This window comes from Streptomyces boninensis, assembly GCF_048572725.1.
GTDB lineage: Bacteria > Actinomycetota > Actinomycetes > Streptomycetales > Streptomycetaceae > Streptomyces > Streptomyces boninensis.
Window position 1 is genome coordinate 4,215,586 of the sequence record NZ_CP183837.1, and the last position, 24,897, is coordinate 4,240,482.

At 72.5% G+C, this 24,897-nt stretch carries 23 protein-coding genes; 8 read left to right on the forward strand and 15 right to left on the reverse strand.

Features of this window, described 5'->3' with window-relative positions; genetic code table 11:
• Positions 1-60: 60 nt before the first annotated feature.
• Positions 61-1,368: an MFS transporter gene (locus ACNNMR_RS19045; protein WP_419995831.1), complete on the reverse strand. Its 1,308-nt coding sequence runs from the start codon at positions 1,366-1,368 to the stop codon at positions 61-63.
• 71 nt (positions 1,369-1,439) lie between these two features.
• Here ACNNMR_RS19045 and ACNNMR_RS19050 point away from each other — a divergent pair, with 71 nt between their 5' ends.
• On the forward strand, positions 1,440-2,432 hold the full coding sequence (locus ACNNMR_RS19050) for a GlxA family transcriptional regulator (RefSeq protein ID WP_419995832.1): 993 nt from the start codon (positions 1,440-1,442) through the stop codon (positions 2,430-2,432).
• Here ACNNMR_RS19050 and ACNNMR_RS19055 read toward each other — a convergent pair.
• From ACNNMR_RS19055 to ACNNMR_RS19070, 4 genes are read right to left on the reverse strand one after another with little or no spacing between them, the layout of a single operon-like run.
• Positions 2,429-3,496: a Zn-dependent alcohol dehydrogenase gene (locus ACNNMR_RS19055; protein ID WP_419995833.1), complete on the reverse strand. Its 1,068-nt coding sequence runs from the start codon at positions 3,494-3,496 to the stop codon at positions 2,429-2,431. The two genes, ACNNMR_RS19050 and ACNNMR_RS19055, sit on opposite strands and share 4 nt — an antisense overlap.
• 33 nt (positions 3,497-3,529) lie before the next feature.
• Entirely contained in the window at positions 3,530-4,996 is a 1,467-nt protein-coding gene (locus ACNNMR_RS19060) for an aldehyde dehydrogenase family protein (RefSeq protein WP_419995834.1), read from the reverse strand.
• 4 nt (positions 4,997-5,000) lie between these two features.
• On the reverse strand, positions 5,001-6,152 hold the full coding sequence (locus ACNNMR_RS19065) for an acyl-CoA dehydrogenase family protein (RefSeq protein ID WP_419995835.1): 1,152 nt from the start codon (positions 6,150-6,152) through the stop codon (positions 5,001-5,003).
• A gap of 13 nt (positions 6,153-6,165) precedes the next feature.
• Positions 6,166-7,074: an SDR family oxidoreductase gene (locus ACNNMR_RS19070; RefSeq protein WP_419995836.1), complete on the reverse strand. Its 909-nt coding sequence runs from the start codon at positions 7,072-7,074 to the stop codon at positions 6,166-6,168.
• 95 nt (positions 7,075-7,169) lie between these two features.
• Between ACNNMR_RS19070 and ACNNMR_RS19075 the strand changes: the two genes are divergently transcribed.
• The gene (locus ACNNMR_RS19075; protein ID WP_420000410.1) at positions 7,170-8,099 is read left to right on the forward strand and encodes a cyclase family protein; all 930 of its coding nucleotides are present in this window, start codon (positions 7,170-7,172) and stop codon (positions 8,097-8,099) included.
• Between the two features lie 218 nt (positions 8,100-8,317).
• On the opposite strand, the gene ACNNMR_RS19080 is transcribed toward ACNNMR_RS19075, so the two are convergent.
• The 4 genes from ACNNMR_RS19080 to ACNNMR_RS19095 form a co-directional block, all read right to left on the reverse strand.
• On the reverse strand, positions 8,318-8,803 hold the full coding sequence (locus ACNNMR_RS19080) for an ATP-binding protein (RefSeq protein WP_419995837.1): 486 nt from the start codon (positions 8,801-8,803) through the stop codon (positions 8,318-8,320).
• A 390-nt stretch (positions 8,804-9,193) separates the two neighbouring features.
• On the reverse strand, positions 9,194-10,102 hold the full coding sequence (locus tag ACNNMR_RS19085) for an acyl-CoA dehydrogenase family protein (protein ID WP_419995838.1): 909 nt from the start codon (positions 10,100-10,102) through the stop codon (positions 9,194-9,196).
• A gap of 5 nt (positions 10,103-10,107) precedes the next feature.
• Positions 10,108-11,247, reverse strand: coding sequence for an acyl-CoA dehydrogenase family protein (locus ACNNMR_RS19090; RefSeq protein WP_419995839.1), 1,140 nt, complete (start codon positions 11,245-11,247; stop codon positions 10,108-10,110).
• On the reverse strand, positions 11,247-12,467 hold the full coding sequence (locus tag ACNNMR_RS19095; protein WP_419995840.1) for an amidohydrolase family protein: 1,221 nt from the start codon (positions 12,465-12,467) through the stop codon (positions 11,247-11,249). Before ACNNMR_RS19095 ends, ACNNMR_RS19090 begins: the two co-directional genes overlap by 1 nt.
• Positions 12,468-12,625: 158 nt before the next feature.
• Here ACNNMR_RS19095 and ACNNMR_RS19100 point away from each other — a divergent pair, with 158 nt between their 5' ends.
• Positions 12,626-14,179, forward strand: coding sequence for a class I adenylate-forming enzyme family protein (locus tag ACNNMR_RS19100; protein ID WP_419995841.1), 1,554 nt, complete (start codon positions 12,626-12,628; stop codon positions 14,177-14,179).
• Positions 14,180-14,205: 26 nt separating this feature from the next.
• On the opposite strand, the gene ACNNMR_RS19105 is transcribed toward ACNNMR_RS19100, so the two are convergent.
• Positions 14,206-14,580 carry an STAS domain-containing protein gene (locus tag ACNNMR_RS19105; RefSeq protein ID WP_419995842.1) on the reverse strand — a complete coding sequence of 125 codons (375 nt, stop codon included), beginning with the start codon at positions 14,578-14,580 and terminating at the stop codon, positions 14,206-14,208.
• Positions 14,581-14,726: 146 nt separating this feature from the next.
• Between ACNNMR_RS19105 and ACNNMR_RS19110 the strand changes: the two genes are divergently transcribed.
• Both ACNNMR_RS19110 and ACNNMR_RS19115 read left to right on the forward strand, forming a co-directional pair.
• Positions 14,727-15,284, forward strand: coding sequence for an RNA polymerase sigma factor (locus ACNNMR_RS19110; RefSeq protein WP_419995843.1), 558 nt, complete (start codon positions 14,727-14,729; stop codon positions 15,282-15,284).
• Complete coding sequence (locus ACNNMR_RS19115; protein ID WP_419995844.1) at positions 15,281-16,486, forward strand: hypothetical protein; 1,206 nt, start codon at positions 15,281-15,283, stop codon at positions 16,484-16,486. Before ACNNMR_RS19110 ends, ACNNMR_RS19115 begins: the two co-directional genes overlap by 4 nt.
• 3 nt (positions 16,487-16,489) lie before the next feature.
• On the opposite strand, the gene purU is transcribed toward ACNNMR_RS19115, so the two are convergent.
• From purU to ACNNMR_RS19135, 4 genes are read right to left on the reverse strand one after another with little or no spacing between them, the layout of a single operon-like run.
• A complete protein-coding gene (purU, locus tag ACNNMR_RS19120) occupies positions 16,490-17,335 on the reverse strand; it encodes a formyltetrahydrofolate deformylase (protein WP_419995845.1) in 846 nt (281 codons plus the stop codon).
• 19 nt (positions 17,336-17,354) lie between these two features.
• On the reverse strand, positions 17,355-17,795 hold the full coding sequence (locus ACNNMR_RS19125) for an SCO4402 family protein (protein ID WP_419995846.1): 441 nt from the start codon (positions 17,793-17,795) through the stop codon (positions 17,355-17,357).
• 59 nt (positions 17,796-17,854) lie between these two features.
• Entirely contained in the window at positions 17,855-19,480 is a 1,626-nt protein-coding gene (locus ACNNMR_RS19130) for a hypothetical protein (RefSeq protein WP_419995847.1), read from the reverse strand.
• A gap of 43 nt (positions 19,481-19,523) precedes the next feature.
• Complete coding sequence (locus ACNNMR_RS19135; RefSeq protein WP_419995848.1) at positions 19,524-20,960, reverse strand: transcriptional regulator; 1,437 nt, start codon at positions 20,958-20,960, stop codon at positions 19,524-19,526.
• A gap of 161 nt (positions 20,961-21,121) precedes the next feature.
• Between ACNNMR_RS19135 and ACNNMR_RS19140 the strand changes: the two genes are divergently transcribed.
• The 3 genes from ACNNMR_RS19140 (at position 21,122) to ACNNMR_RS19150 (ending at position 24,360) form a co-directional block, all read left to right on the forward strand.
• Positions 21,122-21,835 (forward strand): bifunctional DNA primase/polymerase, encoded by a 714-nt coding sequence (locus ACNNMR_RS19140; RefSeq protein WP_419995849.1) that lies wholly within the window; start codon positions 21,122-21,124, stop codon positions 21,833-21,835.
• Between the two features lie 75 nt (positions 21,836-21,910).
• Positions 21,911-22,699: an ABC transporter ATP-binding protein gene (locus tag ACNNMR_RS19145; protein ID WP_419995850.1), complete on the forward strand. Its 789-nt coding sequence runs from the start codon at positions 21,911-21,913 to the stop codon at positions 22,697-22,699.
• The gene (locus ACNNMR_RS19150) at positions 22,696-24,360 is read left to right on the forward strand and encodes a transporter (RefSeq protein ID WP_419995851.1); all 1,665 of its coding nucleotides are present in this window, start codon (positions 22,696-22,698) and stop codon (positions 24,358-24,360) included. The genes ACNNMR_RS19145 and ACNNMR_RS19150 overlap by 4 nt, the downstream gene beginning before the upstream one ends.
• Positions 24,361-24,442: 82 nt before the next feature.
• Here the strand turns inward: ACNNMR_RS19150 and ACNNMR_RS19155 are convergent, their stop codons facing one another.
• Positions 24,443-24,850, reverse strand: a complete 408-nt coding sequence (locus tag ACNNMR_RS19155) for an SH3 domain-containing protein (protein ID WP_419995852.1) — start codon at positions 24,848-24,850, stop codon at positions 24,443-24,445.
• Positions 24,851-24,897 lie beyond the last annotated feature (47 nt).

Sequence of the window (24,897 nt, forward strand, 5' to 3'; positions counted from 1 at the left end):
CTTTGTCCAGGCATATCTTGCACCTGGGCAGCCAGATACTCGACCCAGCTGTGGATAACCTCACGCCACCGCCGGCTCCTGCCGCCCACGCCGGATGACCAGCGACATCAGCGCCGCGAGCGCGCACAGGGCGCCCGACGCCAGCCACACCGTGTCGTACGAGCCGGTGACGTCCCGTACGACGCCGCCGATGTACGCGACCAGGCCCGCGCCCACCTGGTGCGCGCCGAGCACCCACCCGAAGACGATCGCCGCGTCGTCGCCGTAGTGCTCGCGGCAGAGGGCGAGGGTGGGCGGGACGGTGGCGACCCAGTCGAGGCCGTAGAAGACGATGAAGAAGATCATCGGAGGGCGGACCTCGCCGCCGCTGTTGATCAGCAGCATCGGCAGGAACATCAGCGACAGGCCGCGCAGCGCGTAATAGACGGCGAGCAGGCGACGGGAGTCGAAGCGGTCGGTGAGCCAGCCGGAGAAGATCGTGCCGACGATGTCGAAGACGCCGACGACGGCCAGCAGCGACGCGGCGGCAGTGGGCGGGATGCCGTGGTCGTGCGCCGAGGGCACGAAGTGGGTGCGGATGATCCCGTTGGTGGAGGCGCCGCAGATGGCGAAGGTGCCGGCGAGCAGCCAGAAGGGGCCGGTCTTGGCGGCGCGTACGAGGGCGGTGATCGCCCGCCGTCCGGCGCCGGTGACCGGAGCCGGCTTGGGCACGAATTCGCCGCCATAGGGCGCGAGTCCGACGTCCGCTGGGTGGTCGCGCAGCAGCAGCCACACGAAGGGGACGACGGCGAGCGCGGACAGCGCGACCGTGACCGAAGCGGGCCGCCAGCCGTGCTCCTCGGTCATCCAGGAGAGCGTGGGCAGAAAGACCAGCTGCCCTGACGCCATGGCCGCGGTGAGCACTCCGGTGACGAGGCCGCGCCGCTTGACGAACCACCTATTGGTGACGGTCGCGGAGAAGGCGAGCGCCATGGAGCCACTGCCGAGGCCGACGAGGATGCCCCAGTAGAGCATCAGTTGCCAGCTTGCTGTCATCCATACGGACAACAGCGCCCCGGCCGCGATCATCGTCAGCGCGAGCGCGACGACCCGGCGGATGCCGAAGCGGTCCATGAGGGCGGCGGCAAAGGGCGCGGTGAGCCCATAGAGGGCGAGGTTGACGGAGACGGCGAGGCCGATGGTGCCGCGTGACCAGTGGAATTCGTCGTGCAGCGGGTTGATGAGCAGCCCGGGCAGGGAGGCGAAGGCGGCGGCGCCGATGATCGTTACAAAGGTGACGGCGGCGACAAACCAGGCGCGGTGCACGCGCGCGGGCCGCTTCTGGCGCAGGGGCGCATCTTGGGGACTGAACTGCTCGGTCTGCGTCATGGACATGAGCCTCGCCGCTGGCCCTCGATGGATCGAGTGACCCGGAGGCCAACATGTGCAAGGATCGGGCCATGGCTGTTTTCACCCCCGACGGCCGCCACCGCGTCGCCGTCCTCGTACGGCACGGGCTCCTGCCCATGGAGCTGGGCATCGTGCACCGCATCCTGGGCCGCTCCCGATCGGTCACGGGCGAGCCCCTGTACGAGGTGGTGACCTGCAGCACGCAGCCGGGACAGGTGCGTACGGACGCGGACTTCACCATTAACGTCGACCACGGCACAGAGGCGCTCGCCGAGGCAGACACCGTGATCATCCCCGCCTCGCACGAGTCCGACGAGGCCTTCACGGACGGACGCCTGCCGGCCGACCTTGCGGCCGCCCTGGCCCGCGTCCGCCCCGATGCCCGGATCGCGTCGATCTGCACCGGCGCGTCCGTGCTCGCGGCCGCCGGGCTGCTGGACGGGCGGCGCGCGACGACGCACTGGCGCTATGCGGAGACCTTCCAGCGGATGTTCCCCGCGGTGCGCCTCGACCCCGAGGTGCTGTACGTGGACGACGGCCGCATCCTCACCTCGGCCGGCGTCGCCTCCGGTACGGACCTGTGCCTGCACCTGGTCCGCCGCGACCATGGCGCCGCGGTCGCCAATGACGTGGCCCGCCGCACGGTCGTGCCGCCGCACCGGGACGGCGGCCAGGCGCAGTTCATCCGCCGCCCGGTCCCGGAGCCGCAGGTGGCGTCCACCACGCGCGCGCGTGCGTGGGCGCTGGCGCGGCTGCACGAGCCGCTGTCGCTGCGCGACATGGCCGCGCAGGAGGCCATGTCCGTACGGACCTTCACCCGCCGCTTCCGGGAGGAGGTCGGGATGAGCCCCGGGCAGTGGCTGACCCAGCAGCGCGTCGAGCACGCCCGGCACCTCCTGGAGGACACCGACCTGTCGGTGGACCAGGTGGCGCGGGACGCGGGCTTCGGGACGGCGGCGTCGATGCGGCAGCATCTGCAGGCGGCGCTGGGGGTGTCGCCGAGCGCGTACCGGCGGACCTTCAGGACCGGGGTGGCGGCCTAGAAAGTCAGCACCGCCCGGGCGACCCGGCCGCTTTCCGCCGCCTCGGCGGCCTTCGAGAAGTCCTCGATGGGATAGGTCTCGGTGACCAGCTCGTCCAGCAGCAGCCGCCCGCTGCGATAGAGCTCCGCATAGAGCGGGATGTCGCGCTGCGGCCTGGAGGACCCGTAACGGCAGCCCAGAATCGACTTGTCGAGGAAGAGGGACGCCGCGGGGAACGTCGCCTCCGCACCCGCCGGCGGCACCCCGAGCAGCACCGCCTGCCCATGCCAGTCGAGCAGCTCGATGGCGAGCTGGAAGAGCTTGGGTATCCCCACGCACTCGAAGACATGGTCCGCGCCGGCAGGGAGCACCTCCCGCACGGCCGCGGCGGTGTCCTCGACCGCGGAGGCGTCCACGAAGTGCGTGGCGCCGAACTGCCGGGCCACCGCCTCCTTCGCCGGGTTCGCGTCCACGGCGACGACGGTGGACGCGGCGGCGATCCGGGCGCCCTGCAGCACATTGAGGCCGATGCCGCCCGCACCGATCACGACGACGGTGTCGCCGCGCTGGACGTCGGCGCGGTTGAGCACGGCCCCTGCGCCGGTGAGGACGGCGCAGCCGATGAGGGCGGCGGAGGGCAGCGGGATGCTCGCGTCGATCTTCACGGCCTGGGGGGCCTTGACGACGGTGCGCTCGGCGAAGGCGGAGTTGGCGGCGAAGTTCCACAGCTTCTCTCCGCCGCGGCTGAAGGGCTGCTCCAGGTTGCCGAAGGAGCGGCGGCACATGGTGGGGCGGCCACGGTGGCACTCGGCGCAGGTGCCGCAATTGGCGATGGTGGACAGGGCCACGTGGTCGCCGGGAGCGACATGGGTGACGCCGTCGCCGACGGCCTCGACGACCCCTGCGCCCTCGTGGCCGAGGACGACCGGCGGCGGGAAGGGGATCGTGCCGTCGATCACGGACAGGTCGCTGTGGCAGAGGCCGGCCGCCTTGATGCCGACGAGGACCTCGCCGGGGCCAGGGTCGCGGACCTCGAGGTCGTCGACGATGTGCGGCTGCTTGCCGTCGAAGATGACGCCTCGCATGGATTCGTTTCCTCTCGGACTCGGTCTCGTGGGTCAGGACGGCCAGACGACGGACTGGAGCTCGCTGTAGGCGTGCAGCCCGAACGAGCCGCCGTCGCGGCCCACGCCGGATTCCTTGAAGCCTCCGAAGGGCGTCTCGGGGTGCCGCTGGGCGGTGTTGATGCCGACGTTGCCGGTGCGCAGCCGCGCGGCGAAGGTCCAGGCGCGGCCGGCGTCGCCGGAGAAGACGTAGTCGTAGAGGCCGTACGGGGTGCCGGTGGCGATCCGTACCGCCTCGTCCTCGTCATCGAAGGGGATGACGACGACCACCGGGCCGAAGATCTCCTCCTGCGCGACGGTCATGCCGGGGGTGACGTCGGCGAGGACGGTGGGGGCGGCGTAGAACCCGGGCTTGAGTTCGGGGCGTTCGCCGCCGGCGGCGACGCGGGCGCCCTGCTGCCTGGCGCCTTCGACGTAGGCCTCGACGCGGTCGCGCTGGGCGGCGGAGATGAGCGGGCCGACGATCGTGGAGTTATCCACAGGGCTGCCGACTGTCAGTGACTGTGCGTAATGTGTGAGTGCGGCGACGGCCTGCTCGTACTGCGATCGGTGTACGAGCATGCGCGTCGGCGCCGTGCAGATCTGACCGCTGTGGAAGGAGAAGGTCGAACCGACCGCCATGACCGCCGACTTGAAGGCCTTCTCGTCGGCGTCCTTGAGCACGATGGCCGCGCCCTTGCCGCCGAGCTCCATCAGGGTGCGCTTCATCTGCCGACCCGCGGATTCGGCGATCTTCTTTCCCACGGCGGTGGATCCGGTGAAGCTGACCATGTCGGTGTCGTGATGGGCGACAAGCGCCTCGCCCGTGACCGCCGATGAGCCCGTGACGACGTTGTAGACGCCGTCCGGCAGGCCGGCTTCCTTCATGATCGGGCCCAGCTCCAGGCAGCCGAGCGGGTCCTGCGGGGCGGGCTTGGCCACGACGGTGTTGCCCATGGCGAGGGCCGGGGCCACCTTTCCCGCGAGGTTGACGATCGGGAAGTTGTAGGAGGTGATGCATGCGACGACGCCCAGAGGGCGGCGCACGGCCGCGGCGCCGATCAGCCCGCCCGCCGCGAGCGGGCTGGCGGCGACGGGGTGCGGAGCGAGCGGCAGTGTGGCGGGCTCCAGCGCGCCGCGGGCGTAGCGGCGGAAGCGGTCGGCCGCGGTGGGCACCTGCATGGACTGCGCGACGCGCATCGTCGCGCCGGTCTCGGCCTGCACCAGCGGCACGAGCGCGGCGGTGCGTTCCGTGATGATGTCCGCGATGCGCTCCAGGACCTGGGCGCGCTCGCGGGGGTCGGTGCGGGACCAGTCGTCGAAGGCGGTACGGGCGGCCTCGGCCGCGGCTCCCACCTCGGCGGCGGTGCCCTCGGGAGCGAGGCCGACGATGTCCTCGGTGGCCGGGTTGACGACCTGGTAGTGGCCCTGTTCGGGCTGCCGCCAGCCGCCGTTGATCCAGTGGCCGTATTCCTTGGGCATGGGGTCAGGCTCCCTTCGGCAGGCCGAGGACGCGCTGGGCGATGATGCCGCGCTGCACCTCGTTCGAGCCGCCGTAGATGGTGTCGGCGCGGGAGAAGAGGAACGCCCGCTGTGCCGGGTCGAGTTCGTACGGTGCGTCCGCGGACCAGTCGCCGGGGCCGGTCGCGGCGTCGGCGCCGCGCACCGCCATGGCGAGCTCGCCGAGGCGCTGGTGCCAGCCGGCCCACAGCAGCTTGGCGACGCTGGGGGCGCCGGGGATGGCGGCGTCTTCGGGGGCGCCGAGGGTGCGCAGCGCGTTCCAGCGCATGGCCTTGAGCTCGGCCCAGGCCCGTATGAGCCGGTCGCGGGTCAGCGGGTCGTCGGCGGCGCCGGTGGTGCGGGCGGCGGCGATGACCTCGTCGAGCTCCTGGGCGAAGCCGATCTGCTGGGCGAGTGTCGAGACGCCGCGCTCCTGGGCGAGGAGGGTCATGGCCACGCGCCAGCCGTTGCCCTCGCCGCCGACGACGTGGCCCGCGTCGGCGTGCGCGCCGTCGAAGAAGACCTCGTTGAAGTCGGCCCCGCCGGTGAGCTGGCGGATCGGGCGGACCTCGATCCGGCCGGGCTGGTCCATGGGCACGAGCAGGAAGGAGAGACCGCGGTGGCGCTCGGAGCCGGGCTCCGTGCGCGCCAGGACGAAGCACCAGTCGGCCTCGTGGGCGAGGGAGGTCCAGATCTTCTGGCCGGTGATGCGCCAGCTGCCGTCGCCCTCGTGTGCCGCGCTGGTACGGATCCCCGCCAGGTCGGAGCCGGCGTCCGGCTCGCTGTACCCCTGGCACCACAGCTCCTCGCCCCGGGCCACTGGCGGCAGGAAGCGCTGCTTCTGCTCGTCGGTGCCGTGGGCGATGAGGGTGGGGGCGAGGAGGTTCTCGCCGATGTGGCCCATGCGGCCGGGGGCGGCCGAGTGGGCGTATTCCTCGGCCCAGGCGACCTGCTGGGTGAGGGTGGCGGTCCGGTTGCCGTAGCCGCCGGCCTTCCACCCCAGGCCGATCCACCCGGCCGCGCCCAGCCGGCGCTCCCACGCCGGCCGGTCAGGCGTGCCCGCACGCAGCTCGCCGGCCAGCCACTCCCGTGCTTCCGCCCGGAAGGCGTCGTCCTCGGGTCCGAAGCTGAAGTCCACGGCGCCGCCCGCCCTACTTGTTCGGCCGGTCGCCGGAGGCGGCGGCGCGCGCCATCTCCTGCAGCGTGGCCAGCATCGGCATCTCGTCCGTGCCCACCGTCCCGGGCAGGAAGTCGGCTATGGACTCGGGCGTCCAGCCTTCGGCGGTGGCGTACGCCGCCCGCAGCTCCCGCGGCTGCGCCCACACGGCGATCTTCGGCCCGGCCACGGTGTACACCTGCCCGGTGACCTGCCGGGCCCGCTCCGACAGCAGGTAGACGACCAGCGGCGCCACGTCCTCCGGCTCGCCGATCTCCTTCAGCTCCATCGGCACCCCGGCCGACATGCGGGTACGGGCCACAGGGGCGACGCAGTTCGCCGTCACCCCGTACTTGTTGAGGCCCAGCGCCGCGCTCCGGGTCAGGGAGATCACGCCGCCCTTGGCGGCCGAGTAGTTGGGCTGGGAGACGCTGCCCTGGTGGTTGCCGCTGGTGAAGCCGATCAGGGTGCCCGACTTCTGCTTGCGCATCACCGCGGACGCGGCGCGAAAGACAGTAAAGGTTCCTTTCAGATGCGTGGCGAGGACCGGGTCCCACTCCTCCTCGGACATGTTGAAGAGCATCCGCTCCCGCAGAATCCCGGCCACGCACACCACGCCGTCGATCCGCCCGAAGCCCTCGACCGCGGCATCCACGACCCGCTGGCCGCCCGCCATCGTCGAGACGTCCTCGCCGACCGCGACGCCCTCGCCGCCCAAGGCCTCGATCTCCTTGACCACTTGATCCGCGACCTCGCTGCTCGGTTCGCTGCCATCCACCGAGACCCCGTAGTCGGCGACGACCACCTTGGCCCCCTCTGCGGCGCAGGCGAGCGCGACCGCGCGCCCGATCCCCCGCCCCGCGCCGGTGACCGCGATGACCTTGCCGCTCAGGAAGTCCCCCATGCCGGGCCCCTTTCCAGAATCTGACGGACCGTTAGATTCTAGGGATGACGCACCGGGAGGACCAGAGCCGGGACGGGAAGACGGGAGACAACCGGATGCCATTGCCACCGGAGTTCCACGACATTGCCAAGCGCGTGAACAACTGGGGCCGCTGGGGAGAAGCCGACGAGGCCGGCACCCTCAACCTCATCACCGACGAGGTGGTACGCACCGCCGCCGCCACCATCCGGACCGGCCGCCGCGTCCCCCTCGCCCTCCCCCTCAAGCAGGACGGCGTGCAGACCGGCACCATCCCCGGCCGGGTGAACCCCCTGCACACCATGACCTTCATCAACCTGGAGATGTTCGGCCCAGACACGGTCGCCACCAGCGACGACGCCGTCACCATGGGCCTGCAGGCCGCCACCCACTGGGACGCCCTCGCCCACGTCTCGCACTCCGGCACCCTCTACAACGGCCGCCCCGCCGCCTCCATCACCCCGCACACCCGCGCCGCCCACGGCGGCATCGACCGCGTCGGTCCCCTGGTCAGCCGCGGCGTCCTCCTCGACATCGCCCGCGCCCACGGCACGGACCGGCTCCCGGACGGCCACGCCATCACCCCCGAGGACCTCGAGCGGGCCGAGGAGCAGCAGGGCGTACGGGTCCAGGCCGGCGACATCGTCCTCGTCCGTACGGGCTGGATCCAGCACTACCTGGCCGGCGACCGCGGCGCGTACGGCAACATGCCGGCGCCCGGCCTCTCCCTGCGCACCCCGGAGTTCTTCCACGCCCGCGACGCCGCCGCCGTCGCCACCGACACCCTGGGCCTCGAGGTGCTGCCGCCCGAGGTCGACAGCCTCTGGCTGCCCGTACACGCCCTGCACCTGGTCGAGATGGGCCTGCTGCAGGGCCAGAACTGGAATCTGGAGGGCCTCGCCGAGGCCTGCGCCGACGAGGGCCGCTATGCCTTCTTCCTCACCGCCACCCCGGAGCCCTTCGCGGGCGGCACGGGCGCACCGGTGGCGCCGGTGGCGGTTCTGTAAACCCAGGGAGGCCGGGTGGCGGTGCGCGCATGCTCACCCCGAGCGCGGCACCGCGCCGCCGCCACCCGACACGACCCGCACTCGCCAAGCGCCCGAACGGCCAACGTGCCGCCGTGGACCCTCAGCGTCCCCTCACCACGGAATCGCTGAGGACAAGAGTGATCAACCCGGGCATCTCCAGTCAACACCCGGCTTACGCCCGGCGCGCAGCTTCCGGATCACGTACCCGTCGACACGGCGCGCGTATGTTCATGCGCGCCCGCGAGCACCGGCGGCCCCGCGGCCTCCCCGGAGCAGTCCACCTCGCACCAGATCCGCTTGCCCGCGCCCTCCCGCTGCCAGCCCCACCGGTCCGCAAGGCCATCGACGAGGTCGAGTCCGCGGCCATGCGTCTCCATGCCGGCCGCATGCTGCCGCGGCTGCGGGGCGCGGCCGCTGGTGTCCACCACCTCGACCCGCACCGTGCCCGTCCCGGCCCCCTGAGGTCCCGGCAACTCCGGCAGGTGCAGCCGCAGCTCGGCCGCGCGGCCGGTGTGCACCACCGCATTGGTGACCAGCTCGGAGATGATGAGGATCAGCACCTCCGCGCACGGCTCGTCATCGGCGAGCCCACCCCAGGCCAGCCGGGCGCGCGCCCATCTCCTGGCGCGCCCCACCTCCACAGGGTCGGGACGCACCACGAGCTGGACCTGTAGCTCCTGCACCGCTCACACCACCCGGACCGGCGTCGCCTGGCATCGGTTGATACGGGGAGTCACGCTCCGTGACCCCAGTGAGATACAGCATGATTGACGTAGCGTCACTACTACAAGCGCTTCGGGCATATTCCAGCGCCACAGTGCGAGCGTGTTGCATACTGTGCGGCGCCCGCCCCGAACCTCACGCTCCATGTGGCCGTGCCCAGCCCGGGGGCCGGGGACATCCCCGGTGACCACCCGTTCCGAGCCGCAGACCACTCGCACGGCACGGAGCCTAGCGGAGAGCGACGGCGGCTGCGGTGAGTGACGGCCGACTAGTGCCAAGCGCGCCTCGATATCGACTCTGTGTGATGAATGAGCGAACGCCAGAACGCTCTCTTGAACACACAAAATCACCTACAGCGCAGCCGCCAGCGCCTCCTCGGTCGCCCCAGCCCGCTGCCACTGCTCGGCCCGCAGCCACGCCCGCTTCAGCTGCAGATGCACATCAGCCTCCCAGGTAAATCCCATCCCTCCATACACCTGCAGACAGTCCCGCATCCCCGCCACCGCCGCTTCATCGGCGAGCAGCTTGGCCGCCGCGATCTCGCCGGGATCCCCGGTCACCGCCGCCGCATACACGGCGGCCCGCGCCGGCTCGGCCCGTACCAGCAGCTGCGCGCACAGATGCTGCACCGCCTGGAAGGAGCCGATCGGCCGCCCGAACTGCTCCCGCTCCTTCGCATACGCCACCGCCGCGTCCACCGCCCACCCGGCCGTGCCGAGCTGCAGCGCGGCGGTGAGCAGCGCGGCTTCGGGTACGAGCCGGGGCCCGGGCACGCCCGCCGCCCGGTGCAGCGGCGTGAGCGGGTCCACGGACCGTACGGCCGACGCCACCGCGCGCACCTCGGCGGCCGGGAGCAGCTCGGCGCCGCTGAGCACGTAGTCGGCGTCCGCCAAGTGGTCGACAAGGCCGCCCGGTTCCCACACCGCGGTCACCACCGCGCCGGGCTCCGAGACCAGCGGCGCCGCGAGATGCGTCGCCACCAGCGGCCCGGGCACCAGCGCCCGCCCCGCCTCCTCGAACACCAGCACCGCCTCCGGCATCCCCAGCCCGACGCCGCCGTCCGCCTCCGGCACACGCAGGGTGAAGAAGCCCGCTGCACCGAGAGCCTCCCACACCTCACGATCCAGGCCGGAGTTATCCACAGCCGCCGTTGCAGCCGACACCGCCCCCCGCAGCCCCTCCCGCCCGAACCGCCCCGCCAGCAGCTCCCTCGTCCCCTCCCGCAGCGCCCGCTGATCGGCCGTAAGCCGGAAGTCCACGCCCCTCACCGCCCCTTCGGCAGCCCGAGTATGCGCTCGGCGATGATCCCGAGCTGGATCTGGGTGGTGCCCGCGGCGATCGTGTACGACAGCGACGACAGCCGGTCCTGCGCCCACGGCTGGTCCCAGTCCAGCGCCTCCGGGCCGAGGACGGCGGCCGCCGCCTCGTACAGCTCCTGCCGCGCCTGCGAATACCGCAGCTTGAAGACCGAGCCGCCGGGCCCGGGGGCGCCCTGGCTCACATTCCACTGCACCAGCCGCCACAGCGCGCCGAACTCCCCCGACAGCCGCCCGAGCCGCCGCCGCAGCACCGGATCGTCCCAGCGGCCGTTGGCGCGGGCCGCGGCGGCCAGTTCGCGGAGCGTACGGCGGCAGGCCACGACCTCGCCCGCGAAGGCGGTGCCGCGCTCGAAGGACAGGGTCACCATGGAGACCCGCCAGCCGTCGTTCTCCTCGCCGACCCGGTTCGCGACCGGCACCCGCACCTCGTCGAGGAAGACCTCCGCGAACTCCGTCGACCCGGCGAGCGTCCGCAGCGGCCGTACGGTCACGCCGGGCGCGTCCATCGGCATCGCCAGCCACGTGATCCCGCGATGCTTGCGCGCCTCGGGATCGGTGCGGACCAGCAGCTCACACCAGTCGGCGGCCTCGGCGTGCGAGGTCCAGATCTTCGAGCCGGTGATGACGTACTCGTCCCCGTCCCGTACCGCCTTCGTCCGCAAGGCGGCCAGATCGGACCCCGCGTCCGGCTCGCTGAAGCCCTGGCACCACACCTCGTCGCCGCGCAGGATCGGATGCAGCCAGCGGCGCCGCTGCTCCGCCGTGCCCTCCGCGGCGATGGTCGGCCCGGCGTGCAGCAGCCCGACGAAGCCGGCGCCGACGTACGGGGCGCCTGCCGCCTCCGTCTCCTCCAGGTAGATCAGGTGCTCGATCGGCGTCGCGCCCCGGCCGCCGGCGTCCTCGGGCCACTGCAGCCCGGCGTAGCCGGCGTCGTACAGCGTCCGCTGCCAGCCGCAGTCGTACGCCCGCCGCCCGGGCCAGTCATTGGGGTCCGGCTTGGGCGGCAGCTTCGGCAGCACGTCGGCGAGCCACGCCCGCAACTCGGCTCTGAACGCCGCCTCCTGCGGCGTGTCCGTGAGCTCCATCAGCGGCCGCTGTCCGGGACGCGGTCCTTGTCGAAGTCCAGCTCCAGGAGGCGGATGGCGTTGCCGCGCATCAGCTTGTAGACGGTCTCGTCGTCGATGCCCTTCATGTGGTCCAGGGCGACCTGCTTGGTCTCCGGGAAGGTGGAGTCGACGTGCGGGTAGTCGGTCTCGAAGCAGGCGTTGTCGCGCCCGACCACGTTCAGGGCGCTCTCCGTGACGCCGTGCTTGTCGCGGAAGAAGCAGGCCCAGATCTGCCGGTAGTAGTACGTGGACGGCGGCTCGGGCACCAGGTCGCGCACGCCGCCCCAGGCGCGGTGCTCGCGCCAGACGTCGTCGGCGCGCTCCAGGGCGTACGGGATCCAGCCCATCTGCCCCTCGCTATAGGCGAGCTTCAGCCGGGGGAACTTCACCAGCACCCCGCTGAACAGGAAGTCCATCATCGACGCCATGGCGTTGTTGAAGCTCAGCGTCGCCTGGACGGCCGGCGGCGCGTCCGGCGAGGCGGCGGGCATCTGCGAGCTGGAGCCGATGTGCATGTGCACCCCGGTACCGGTCTCCTCGCAGGCGGCGAAGAACGGATCCCAGTACCCGCTGTGGATCGACGGCAGCCCGAGATGCGTCGGGATCTCGGAGAAGGTGACCGCCCGCACCCCCCGCGCCGCATTCCGCTTGATCTCCGCGACGGCGAGGTCCACATCCCACAGCGGGATGATGCACAGCGGGATCAGCCGCCCGCCGCTGTCGCCGCACCACTCCTCGACCATGAAGTCGTTGTACGCGCGCACGCAGGCGAGTGCGACCTCCTTGTCGTGGGCTTCGGCGAAGGTCTGCCCGCAGAAGCGCGGGAAGGTGGGGAAGCAGAGGGAGGCCTCGACATGGTTGATGTCCATGTCCTTGAGGCGCTCGACCGGGTCGTGGCAGCCGGGGCGCATCTCCGCGCGGGTGATGCCCTCAAGCGTCATGTCGTCGCGGTCGAAGCCGACGGCGGCGATGTTCCGCTTGTACGGGAACTTCAGGTCCTCGTAGATCCACCAGTCGGTCGGCGGGCCGTCCGGATCCATGGTGATCTGGTATTTCCCGCCGACGTACGCCAGCTCCCCGATCCCGGCCGTGAGCGGCTTCGGGCCCCGGTCCTGGTACTTCTTCGGCAGCCAGCGCTCGAAGAGGTGCGCGGGCTCGATCACATGGTCGTCGACGCTGATGATCCTCGGCAGCTCCACAGTGCCCTCCTCGATCACATTCTGCAGTGCTTCTGACGCACCGTCAGATTCGATGTCTGGTCCGAGGCTAGACCGCACCCCCTGGACCCACAAGGCGCGCAGCCTTACGCTTCGGCCGTAATCTGACGTCCCGTCAGCTACCCGGCCGAGGAGCGACCATGCCGAACGCCGCCCGTGAACTCGCCGAAGGCCTGCAGCAGTCGCCCACGCTGTGGTCGCTGCTCGCCCGTCGCGCGGACCTCACCCCGGACGCCCCGGTGCTGATCCAGGCCGAGGACGACCGGACGCGGACCTTCGGGGAGCTGCGGGACGCGGCCGAGCGGACGGCGGCGGGCCTGTACGAGCAGGGCGTACGGGCCGGCACCCGCTTCGTATGGCAGCTGCCCACCCGCATCGAGACGGCGGTCCTCACCTTCGCGCTGGCGCGCCTAGGGGCGGTGCAGAGCCCGGTGATGCCCATGTACCGCGACCGGGAGGTGGGTTACGCGCTGCGCGAGACCGGCGCGGAGTGGCTGGCGATACCGGGGCGCGAATGGCGCGGATACGACTACGCGGCGCTGGCGGAGCGGGTCACCGCGGACCTCACCACCGACGCCTCCCCGCACGCCCGCCCAAGGGTAGCCATCGCCTACGACAACCTCCCCGAAGGCGACCCCGCCACCCTCCCCGCACCCCCCTCCGACGGCACCGAAGTCCGCTGGATCTACTGGACGTCGGGCACCACCTCCAACCCCAAGGGCGTCCTCCACACCGACCGCAGCCTCATCGCCGCCGGCGCCTGCCTCGCGCACGCCCTGCACCTCTCGCCCGCCGACGTCGGCTCCATGGCCTTTCCGTACGCGCACGTAGCCGGCCCCGACTACACCGTCATGCTGCTGCTCTACGGCTGCCCCGCCGTCCTCTTCGAGCACTTCGCGATGCCCGCGGCCCTCGACGGCTACCGCCGCCACGGCGCCACCGTCGCCGGCGGCTCGACGGCCTTCTACTCGATGTTCCTGAACGAGCAGCGCAAGACCCCGGACAGCAAGCTCATCCCCACCCTCCGCCTCCTCGCCGGCGGCGGCGCCCCCAAGCCGCCCGAGCTCTACCACGAGGTGGTCCGCGAGATGGGCATCCAGCTCACCCACGGCTACGGCATGACCGAGGTCCCCATGATCACCATGGGCGACCCGGACGACACCCCGGAGAACCTCGCCACCACCGAGGGCCGCCCGCCCGCCGGCATGGAGGTCCGCATCGTCGACGGCGAAGTCCGGCTGCGCGGTGAGGCGGTGTGCAAGGGCTACCTCGACAAGGAGGCCTCGGCCGCGGCGTTCGACGAGGACGGCTTCCTCATCACCGGCGACCTGGGCCATGTCACGGACGAGGGCCACCTGGTGCTCACCGGCCGCGCGAAGGACATCATCATCCGCAAGGGCGAGAACATCTCGGCGAAGGAGATCGAGCAGCTCCTGTACGAGCACCCGGCGGTCGGCGACTGCGCGGTGATCGGCCTGCCGGACCCCGAGCGCGGCGAGCGCGTCTGCGCGGTCGTGGAACAGCCCGCCGACGCCATACCGCTGACGCTGACCGAGGCGGTGTCGTACCTGCGGGGCCGCGGCCTGTCGGTGCACAAGCTCCCGGAACAGCTGGAGCTCGTCGACGCGCTGCCGCGCAATGAGACGCTCCGCAAGGTGCTCAAGTACCAGCTGCGGGAACAGTTCTCCGGATAGCCGACGCGACGGGCACCGCGCGCCCGCTACGCGCTCAGCGGCGCGGCCGTCTCATCCGTCGCGTCAGCGACACCGGCGTACACCTCGAAGAGCCGCCGCACGCCCAGCGCCGCCAGCACCCGGTTCACATGCGATCCGTCCGCCGCCCCCTGATCCGGCAGGATCAGCCGCAGCCGGCCCCCGCACGACCGCAGCAGCCGCCGGGTGGCGATCAGCACACCCACCCCGCTGGAGTCGCAGAAGCGGACCTCCGACAGGTCCAGCACGACGCTACGGCGGCCATCCGCCACCGCGTCGTGTACGTGCTGCCGCACCTGCGGGGTCGTGGCCATATCGAGCTCGCCCGAGACGCGCAGGACCACCCACGCGTCCGTATTGTCCTCGACTACCCGCAATGACACGCTTTCAGCACCCTCCTGCTGCGTTTTTCTGGGGCCTCCGCCCGGACCTCCACCGCTCTCCGCCGCCTTCCCACCGAAGAAGACCTGAAACTCCAACCCTAGGTTGAGAGATCACGCACTACATTCGGAGAGTAGGAGGGGGCGCCATGACCAACGACCGCAAAACCCAGCAGCGCCTCGCGCGCGGCGAGGCGGCGGCTCTTGGCGAGCTCTACGACCAGTACGCGCCGCTCGTCTACGGTCTCGCCCTCCGCGTGCTCGACGACGAGGAGGCCGCGGACTCCGTCCTGACCGAGGTCTTCTCCTACCTGTGGCAGCACCCGGACGCGTACGAACCCAAGCGCGGCCCGCTCCGCTCCTGGCTCGCCACCATGTCCCACAAGCACGCCGTCCGCCGCCTCCGCTGGTCCGCCATCCAGGCCAACGCCGAGCAGGGCGCCCGCGACCCGGCCGAGGACAGCGAGGACACCGAGGCCCGCATACGGGACGTCTCCGCCGCCGCCCGCGCCGACTACATCGTCACCGCCATGCCCGCGGGCCTGCGCACCGCCCTGGAGCTCGCCTACTTCAAGCGGCACGACTACCGCAGGGCCGCCGCCGACCTCAACGTCTCCGAGGCCGAGGCCCGCCGCCGCCTCCGCCTCGGCCTGCAGCTGCTGTCCACCGCCTACCATCCGCCGGCCCCCGACGGGCGGCCCGCATGACCGGTCGGCAGCAGATATCCCCCGGGGGATACGACCACCAGCTGCTCAAGTCCCTGCTCGGGGCCTGGGCGCTCGCCGCTTGCTCCGCCGAGGAGTCCGCGGCCGTCGAGGACCATCTGACCGACTGCGGCACCTGCGCCGACGAGGCCAGGCGGCTGCGCGAGGCCGTCGCCCTGCTGCACCCGCAGGACAGCCTCGACCTCGACCCGGGGCTGCGCTCGAAGGTCCTCGCCACCGCCCTGGACCGCCGCCGCCCGCGCATCCCCGTACCGCAGTGGGCGGAGCCGTACGACGCCGAGAGCGCCCGGCTCGACGCGCTGCTGCACGACATGGGCGAGGCCGAGTGGGGAGCGCCGGTCCGGCTCAGCTGGTACGAGGAGGACGCCCCCGCCGCCCGCGAGACCTCCGTCGCCGGCGTCATCGGGCACCTGATGGCGGTCGACGGCCTGGTGGCGCTGTCCCTGGGGCTGTCCGACCCGCTGCACATGGGCACGCCCCCTGAGGGCGAGGGCCCCGCGCGCCCGGTGCTGACCTGCCCCGCCGAGCGCACCGAGACCTTCTGGAAGGAGGCCGGCTCGGCGTACGACCAGCAGCAGCGGCTCACCCCCGAGCTGCGCCGCAGCCACGCCGGCACGGTCCGCGGCGTCTGGCGGGACCAGAACTACTCGCTGATCCGCACCGCCTCCTTCGCCGGCGGCGGCGTCGCCGACCTCGGCGTGCCGTACGGCACCGGGGTCTCGCTCCCGCTGCGCGACGCCTTCCTCGACCGCGCCTTCGAGTGCTGGATGCACGCCTGGGACGTCGCCAGGGCCATCGACTATCCCTACGGCGTGCCCGACCCCGCCCACCTGCACCAGCTCATGGACCTGGCCGCCCGGCTGCTCCCCGGCGTCATAGCCGAGCGCCGCCGCACCGGGCGCGCGGCCCCGCCCCGCCGCCTGGTCGCGGCCGGGAAGCCGGGCCGGACGCTGCACCTGGAGGTCGAGGGAGAGGGCGGCGGCGACTGGTACATACCCCTGGACTCCCCGGCCGCGGCGGCCTCGCCGGACGAGACGGTGGCGCATGTGGCGCTGGAGGGCCTGGAGTTCTGCCGGCTGGCGGCCGGGCACGTATCGCCGGAGGAGGCCGCCGCCGGGCATGACGGGGAGCGGGAGGAGATCCGGGACTTCCTGTACGCGACGGCGTCGCTGTCGCGGCTGTGAGGCCTACGCGAACACGACGGTCCGCGACCCGTTCAGCAGCACCCGATGCTCGCTGTGCCACTTCACCGCGCGGGCGAGGGCCTGGCACTCCACATCGCGCCCGATGGCGACCAGCTGCTGCGGGGTGACCTCATGGCCGACCCGCTCGACCTCCTGCTCGATGATCGGCCCCTCGTCGAGGTCCGCGGTCACATAGTGCGCGGTGGCGCCGATCAGCTTCACCCCGCGCGCGTGCGCCTGGTGGTACGGCTTCGCGCCCTTGAAGGACGGCAGGAAGCTGTGGTGGATGTTGATGATCCGGCCGGACAGCTGCTTGCACATGTCGTCGCCGAGCACCTGCATGTACCGGGCGAGGACGACCAGCTCGATCTTTTCCTTCTTCACCAGATCGAGGACCTGCTGCTCGGCCTCCGCCTTCGTGTCGGGCGTGACCGGGATGTGGTGGAAGGGAATGCCGTACGAGCCGGCCAGCTCCTCGAACTCGGTGTGGTTGGACACCACCCCGGCGATCTCCACCGGCAGCGCGCCGATCCGGGTGCGGAAGAGCAGGTCATTGAGGCAGTGGCCGAACTTGCTGACCATCAGCAGGATGCGCATCTTCGTGCCCTGCTCGTGGAGCTGCCAGTCCATCGCCCACGACTCCGCCACCGCGGCGAAGCTCGCCCGCAGCTGCTCGACGGTGGCCTTCTCCGCGGAGAAGTGCACCCGCATGAAGAACAGCCCGGTCGTCGGGTCGCCGTACTGCTGGCTGTCCTCGATATTGCAGTCCGTCATGAACAGATAGCTCGAGACGGCGTGCACAATGCCCTTTTTGTCGGGGCAGGACAGGGTCAGTACGTACTCGCTCATGCGGGACAGCTTAGGGCGTTCAGGCAGCCGAGCCCGTCATGATGGCCAGCACCTCGAGCGAGCGGGGCGCGGTGTCCGGATCCTCGCCGTCGTTCTCGGCGAGGCGGACGTGTGCCTCGCGGGCCGCGCGGACGGCCTCCGGCCAGGCGTGGTGCTCGAAGTACGCGGTGACCGGGGCGTCGGCGCCGACCTGGTGCATGATCCGCAGCACCCGCAGCACGGCGACGTCGATCAGCGCCGCCTCGTTCGAGTCGCGGAAGATGGTCCCGACGTACTTCTCGGCGGACCAATTGTCGAGCCAGGTGTCCTCGACCAGGCGGTAGACGGCATCGGTCACGTCGCCGTAGCCGGGGACGCCGGCCGCCCAGTACTCCTGGTGGAAGGCCGGGTCGGAGAGCATGTGCAGCGCGGAGCGCACATGCGTGCGCCAGCGCCACCACGGCATGTCTTGGATGGGCATGCCGCCCATCGTGGCCGAGCGACGGCCGTTACGTGAAGGGCTTTCGGAAGTCCGTCCGCTCACAGCTGCTCCGGTGCTCGTGGGGGCAGGCCGTACTTGGCGGCCGTCGGCTTCCACAGGTCCGCGGCCTGTCGTTTCGCGGTGGTGGCCTGACCGCTCGCGGTGTTGCCCGCGCGCAGCTGGTTCGTCGCGCGCGCCTGCCCGCCGTGCTTGCACGCCTTGCCCTTGGACATCTGGCCGGCCCACAGCGCGTAGTGGTTGTCGGCCGAGGCGGAGGCCTTCCAGCCCTTGTTGAGGGCGGCGACCAGCGCCACGTTGTCCGGGATCTTGTCCGTCTTGGTCTCGGCGAGGCGGGTGACCAGGTCGTTGCGCTGCTTGGCGGCGGCGCGCAGGTCGGTGGCGGCCTTGCCGAGGGCCTTGCAGGCGCGGATGTTGGCGACGGAACGGATCACCGCGGCGCGGCTGTCGTTGCTCGCCGCGAGGAGCTTGTCGAGCGCGGCGGCCTGCGTCTTGGCCGGGTCGGCCGCCTTCTTGGCGGGCTCGTCGTCGTCGGCGGCGGGCGCGGAGCTCTTCTTGTCGCTTGCGTTCGCCTCGGAGTCACCGCCGCCGCTGCTCAGCAGCCAGCCGGCGGTGAGCCCGACCACCACGCAGACGGCGGTGACGAGCGCGACCAGCGCCCAGCGGGGGATGCCGGAGCGGGCCGGGCCGTCGTCGTAGTCGTACGGGTCGTAGTCGTCGTAGCCGCCGTTGCCGTGGTGGGCGGGCTGCGCGGGGCCCGGGCCGTACGGGGGCGGCGGGCCCTGCGGCGCCTGGCCGCCGGGGATGCGCGGCATCTGCTGGGTGGCGCCCGTGTCCTGGGGGGCGGGGGCCGCGTCGCGGTAGAGGGCCTCGAAGGCGTCGGGGGGCGCGGGGGCGGCGTGGGCGCCGCGGGCCTCGGGGGCGGCGGGCGCCGGCGGCGGGTCGTACGACGCGACCGGCGGTATGTACTGGGTCGCCTCGGAGCCGGGGACCGGCGGGATGTACTGGGTCTCTTCCGAGCCCGCGACCGGGGCGATGTACTGCGTGGCCTCGGAATCGGGCTCCGGGGGGAGCGGGGGGAGGCCGGGGGCTGCCGGGGGTGGGGGCATCGGCTGCTGCGTTGGCCGCGGCATCTCCTGTGCGGGCGGCATCGGCTGCTGCGGCATCTGCTGCGGCGGCGGTGCCAGGTGCGGATGCGGCGTCGGCGGCTCGGCCTGCAGGTGCGGGTGCGGCGACTGCGGCTCCGCCGGCATGTGCGGGTGCGGGACCTGCGGCTCCGCCTGCAGATGCGGATGCGGGCTCTGCGGCGGCAGCCCCGGCTCAACGGGCGGCAGCCCCGGCTCGACCGGCGGCTGCGCGGGCTCCATCAGCGGCTGGACCGGCGCCTGCCCGAGCCCGCCGGACGCCTGCCCGAGCCCGCCCTCCGGCTGCCCGAGCCCGCCCCCCGCCGGCGGCGCCTGGACCGGCGGCAGCATCTGCGTAGCCTCCGCATCCGACTCCGGCACCGGCATCTGCTCGTATCCCTGCTCCGGCCCCGACCCCTGCTGCGCCGCAGGCCACTGCACGGCCGGCTGCTGCTCCTCGGCCTCGCCCCAGGGCTCACCGCTGGCCGGCAGCACCACGCCCTCGTGGACGCGCGGCTCGCCGCCCTGTCCGCTGTGCGTCACCGGAACTCCTCGCATCGCCTACAACAGCATCAGTCGGCATACGCTACAGCCCACGCGCGGGCGCGGGCGACGGCCCCGTGCCCCCGTTCCTGGCGAGGAATTCCTGCACAGCGGGCTCTTGCCCGTACGGCAGCAGCGCCTGCGTGAGGTCCGCCACATACTGCGCCCCGCGCGCAGAGCGCACCTGCTCGATCAGCTCCGCCGCCCGCGTCCCGGTCCGGCAGGCCCGGTCCACGTCCCGCTGCTCCGCCTGCGCCCTGGCCAGCAGCGCAAGCGTGAACCCGCGCCGCCTGACCCGGCTCTCCGGATGCGCCGCAAGCGCCTCCGCGGCCCGCTTCTCCGCCGCCGCGGGCTGCCCCAAGTCGAGGTGGCAGTGCGCCAGTTCGCCGGCCAGGTACGCCCGGTCGAAGCGCGCCACCCACGGCGGATCGCCGCCCCCGGCGCGCGCCCCGCCGCCCGCCGCCCGCTCCATCGCGGACAGCGCCCGCGCGGCCGCCTCCCGGCACGCGGGCCCGTCCCCGAGCGCCGCCGCCGCCCGCGCCTCCGCGGCCGCGAACAGCGCCACCGCCCGCGACGGCACCTTCCCCCGCGTCCCCTCCTGCGCGGCCCGCGCCAGCTGCACCGCCTCCCGCGGCGAGCCGAGCGAGCCCGCGAGATGGCTCATCCCGGCGGCGAGTACGTACCCGCCGAAGCCGCGCGCCCCCGCCGCCTCCGCGAGCCGCAGCGCCTGGATGTAGTAGCGCTGCGCCAGCCCGGGCCGCCCGGTGTCGGCGGCCATGTACCCGGCCAGCTCGCACAGCCGGGCGGTGGCCTCGATGAGCACGCGCCCGACCTCTTCGGTGTACGAGCCGTCCAGCAGCCCGGCCACCACGCTGTTGAGGTAGTGCACCACCACCGGCCGCAGATGCCCGGCGCCGAAGCGGTGGTCGAGCCGGATCAGCGACTCCGCGGCCGCCGCGACCGCCGTCGCGTCCATCCGCCCGACCCGCGGCCCGGTGCGCTGCGGGATCTCGGTGACGGTGCCGCCCGCCCCGCCGAAGCCGCTGATCAGCCAGTCCCTGCTGGGCTCCACCAGCGCCGCGGCCACCGGCGCGGCATCGGTGAGGAACTCCCGCCGCGCCACATCGCTGCGCCACAGCTCGATGACCTGGTCGAGGGTCTCGCCGATGGTCGGGGCGTACGTCAGTCCCACCGCGGACGACTGGTGCCGGCCGTCCGACATCCCGATCTCTTCGAGGCTGACGGTGCGGCCGAGCTTGCGGCCCAGCGCCTCGGCGATCATCTGCGGGGCCTGCCCGCGCGGCTGCTGGCCGCGGAGCCAGCGGGCGACGGAGGTCTTGTCGTACCGGAGGTCGACGCCGTGCTCCGCGCCGCACATGTTGACGCGACGCGCGAGGCCCGCGTTTGAGCAGGCCGCCTCCTGTATCAGGGACTGGAGGCGTTCGTTGGGCTGACGCGTGACAATCGGCCGGCCGGCCATGTACTGCCCCCTGTGCGCTGGTCCAGCGGGTGGTCGTGCTGCGTTCCGCCGCTCTTGATCCATTTCCAGGACCGGGAGCAGGAAACGCCGTGCCCCCTCAGGTGCACCCGTGCGCCCCGCAGGTCGGGCGGCTGCTGAGGCCGGTGCCGTAACCCCTGCTCATGGCCTCAGTTGAGCTGGACGTGAACGACACCTTGGGAGTCACCCCCGCCACCAACGCCGCCGCCCATGTCCCCAGTCAGTCCCGCCCCGCGGACCCCGCGGGCGAGCTGTCCGCCGCAGCGCTGTTCTACGCAGAGGAGTGGCACTGGCAGGTGTCCCTCGGCACCTGGCTGGAGACTGCGGAGGACGGCGCCCGGCGCTGCTCCTGCGCCACCGACGACTGCCCCACGCCGGGCGCCCACCCGGCGCGCCGCAACTGGAAGTCCGCCCCCACCCCCCGTCCCGACAAGATGCGCGAGTGGTGGCGCGAGCACCCGCTCGCCTCGGTGATTCTGCCCACCGGCAAGAGCTTTGATGTCGTCGATGTCCCCGAGACCGCCGGCTGCCTGGCGCTGGCCCGCCTGGAGCGCTCCGACGTCCCGCTCGGCCCGGTCGCGGCCACCCCGCAGCGCCGGATGCTCTTCTTCGTCCTGCCGGGCGCGGCCGGAAAGATGGTCGATCTCGTACGGAAGCAGGGTTACGCCCCGTCCGCCCTCGACCTGGCGGTGCACGGCGAGGGCTCCTATATCCCGGCCCCGCCGACCCGCCTCGGCGGCCTGGGCAGCGTGCAGTGGGCCCGCCGGCCCACGGTGGCGAACTCCTGGCTGCCGGACCTGGAAGCGGTCATCTCCCCACTGGCGTACGCGTGCGGGCGCGAGCGGCGGATGCGCTGAGGCCTTGAGGCCCTGAGACCCGTATCCCGCCCGGCCGCTTAGGGTGGCCGGATGCGGGATCTCAACGCTGCATCTTTGTCAGAACCGGCCCCCGGCGCCACCGCGGTGCGGATCGAGGGGCTGTGGAAGCGTTTCGGCGAGCAGGTCGCGGTGGGCGGCATCGACCTCGAACTGCCCGCCGGCCGTTTCATCGGCCTCGTCGGGCCCAACGGCGCGGGCAAGACCACGACGCTGTCGATGGTCACCGGCCTGCTCAGGCCCGACCAGGGCCGGGTGGAGATCGGCGGCGCGGACGTGTGGCGCGACCCGGTCGCGGTGAAGCCGCGGATCGGCGTGCTGCCGGAGGGCCTGCGCCTCTTCGAGCGGCTCACCGGCCGCGAACTCCTCGGCTACACCGGCCGGCTGCGCGGCCTCCCCGGCGACGAGGTCGACCAGCGAGCCGCCCAGCTCCTGGACGTACTCGACCTCTCCGGGGCACAGCACAAGCTGGTCATCGACTACTCGACGGGCATGCGCAAGAAGATCGGCCTGGCCGCCGCGCTGCTGCACAACCCCGAAGTCCTCTTCCTCGACGAGCCCTTCGAGGGCGTCGACCCGGTCTCGGCGCAGACCATCCGCGGCGTCCTGGAGCGCTATACGGGATCCGGCGCCACCGTCGTCTTCTCCAGCCATGTGATGGAGCTGGTGGAGTCGCTGTGCGACTGGGTGGCGGTGATGGCCGCGGGGCGGATCCGCGCGCACGGGCCGCTGGCGGAGGTGCGGGGGGAGGCACCGAGCCTGCAGGCCTCCTTCCTGGAGCTGGTCGGGGCGGGCGAGCGGGACGCGGCCGCCGACCTCGACTGGCTGGGCGGGCAGGCGCGATGACGGACGCCGCCCCTATGGACACCTCCGCTCCGCACACCTCCGCATTGCACACCTCCCCTTTGCGCACCCCCGCCCTCACCGCCCTCTTCGTCCGCCTGAAGCTGGCCCTGCTCCGCAACGGCCTCCGCCAGTCCACCGGCCGCCGGGCCGCCTTCATCGCCTCTGCCGTCCTGGCGCTCCTCTTCGCCGCGCTGCAGCTGCTCGGCCTCGTACTCCTCCGCGGCCACGACCACGCCGGCGCGCTTGCCGTGCTGCTGGCCGCGGTGCTGGCGGTGGGCTGGGCGTTCTTCCCGCTCTTCTTCCCCGGCGGCGACGAGACCCTGGACCCGACCCGCCTCGCGATGCTGCCGCTGCGCCCCCGCCCGCTGGTGGTGGCGCTGCTGGCGGCCTCCCTCGTCGGTACGGGCCCGCTCTTCACGCTCACGCTGGCGGCAGGCTCGGTGATCTCCGCTGGTACGGGCCCGGCCGCCGCACTCGTCGCCGTCCCCGCCGCGGCGCTGCTGGTGCTGACCTGCGTGGCCCTCGCCCGCGCCGTGGCCACCGCCAACATCCGCCTGCTCACCAGCCGTAAAGGCCGCGACCTGGCGCTGCTCAGCGGCCTGGTGGTGGCGATCGGCGTGCAGCTGGTGAACCTCGGCGCCCGCCGCCTCGCCGGCGACGGCCGCGGCCTGGCCGACCTGGAGCCGGCCGCCGACGTGCTGCGCTGGCTGCCGCCCGCCTCGGCCGTCGACGCGGTACGGGCCGCTTCCGAAGGGGATGCGGTACGGGCCGTCGTGGGGCTCGCGCTGACCGCGGCGGCGCTGGCGGCGCTGCTGTGGTGGTGGCAGCGCACGCTGACCCGGCTGATGACTTCGCCGGACGCCTCGACGGTGCAGTCCGTGGAGCGGCGGCGCTCTGTCCGTAACCGCGAGCGCGGCGGCCTGCTCCCCGCAGGCCGCGTGGGCACGGTCGCGCAGCGCTCGCTGCGCTATGCCTGGCGGGACCCGAAGACCAAGGCGGCCTGGGCGTCCTCGATCGGCGTCGGCCTGCTCATCCCGCTGATCGTGCTGGCGCAGGGCGGCGGCAGCGTCTATCTGGCGTGCGCGGCGGCGGGGATGCTCGGCTTCCAGATGTACAACCAGTTCGGCCAGGACTCCTCGGCCTTCTGGATGGTGGCGGCCACCGTCGCCGACCGCGGCGACGCGCACCGCGAACTGCGCGGCCGCTCCCTCGCGGTGGCGCTGGTGGCGGTGCCGTACGTGATCGTGGCGGCGCTGTTCTCCGCCGCCCTCTTCTCCGGCTGGAGCAAGCTGCCGCAGGCGCTGGGGATCTCCCTCGCGCTGCTCGGCGCCCTGATCGCGACCGGCGCGGTGACGTCGGTGCGCTTCCCGTACTCCATCCCGCAGGACAGCGGCTTCAAGAACGTCGCCCCGGGCCAGTCGGGCCTTGCCTGGATCAGCATGCTGGTGGGGCTGATCGTCGGCGCCGTGCTGTGCGCGCCCGCGCTGGCCGCGCTGATCTGGCTGCAGCTGTCCGACGGCTCGGCTGCGGCCTGGCGCTGGGTGCTGCTGCCGCTGGGCGCGGCCTATGGCGCGGCGATCGCGGAGGCCGGGCTGCGGGTGGCGGCGCCGATGATGGTGCGGCGGCTGCCGGAGGTGCTCACGGCGGTGAGCAAGGGGTGATTGCTCACGGCGGTGAGCAAGGGGTGACGCCAGGCCGCGCCCCTGACAGGGCGCGGCCGCGACGCGTGGGGGGCTTTGCGGATCAGTAGCCCCAGGTGCCGTCCCCGCCCCCGCGGTGGTCGTCGCACCAGGGCACGTAGTCGACGTTCTTCACGTAACGGGCCGAGATCCAGCCGTGCCGGCTCGGGTCGTCGTGCTTCCTGACCTTGAACCAGATGCCGTTGCCCGCGACGTCCTGGCCGGCGCACTTGCAGACGATGTTGGCGATGTGGCTGCGCCCGTAGCGCCCGATCTTCTCCGAGTTCATGGTCGGCCTGGCACGCACGGCGATGCCGTTGTAGCCGGTCACCACGCCCCGCGCCTCATCGTTCCAGGTCTTCATCCCCTGCGGCGCGACGCTGGAAGCGGCCATGGCGGGCGAGACGGCGAGGGCGCCGAACGCGATCGCGCCGGCGGCCACGGCTGCCGTCGTCTTTGTTCTCTTCAGCACTGCTTGCCCCTTGACAGTCGTATCCGACGGCGAGGCACGTCACCTCG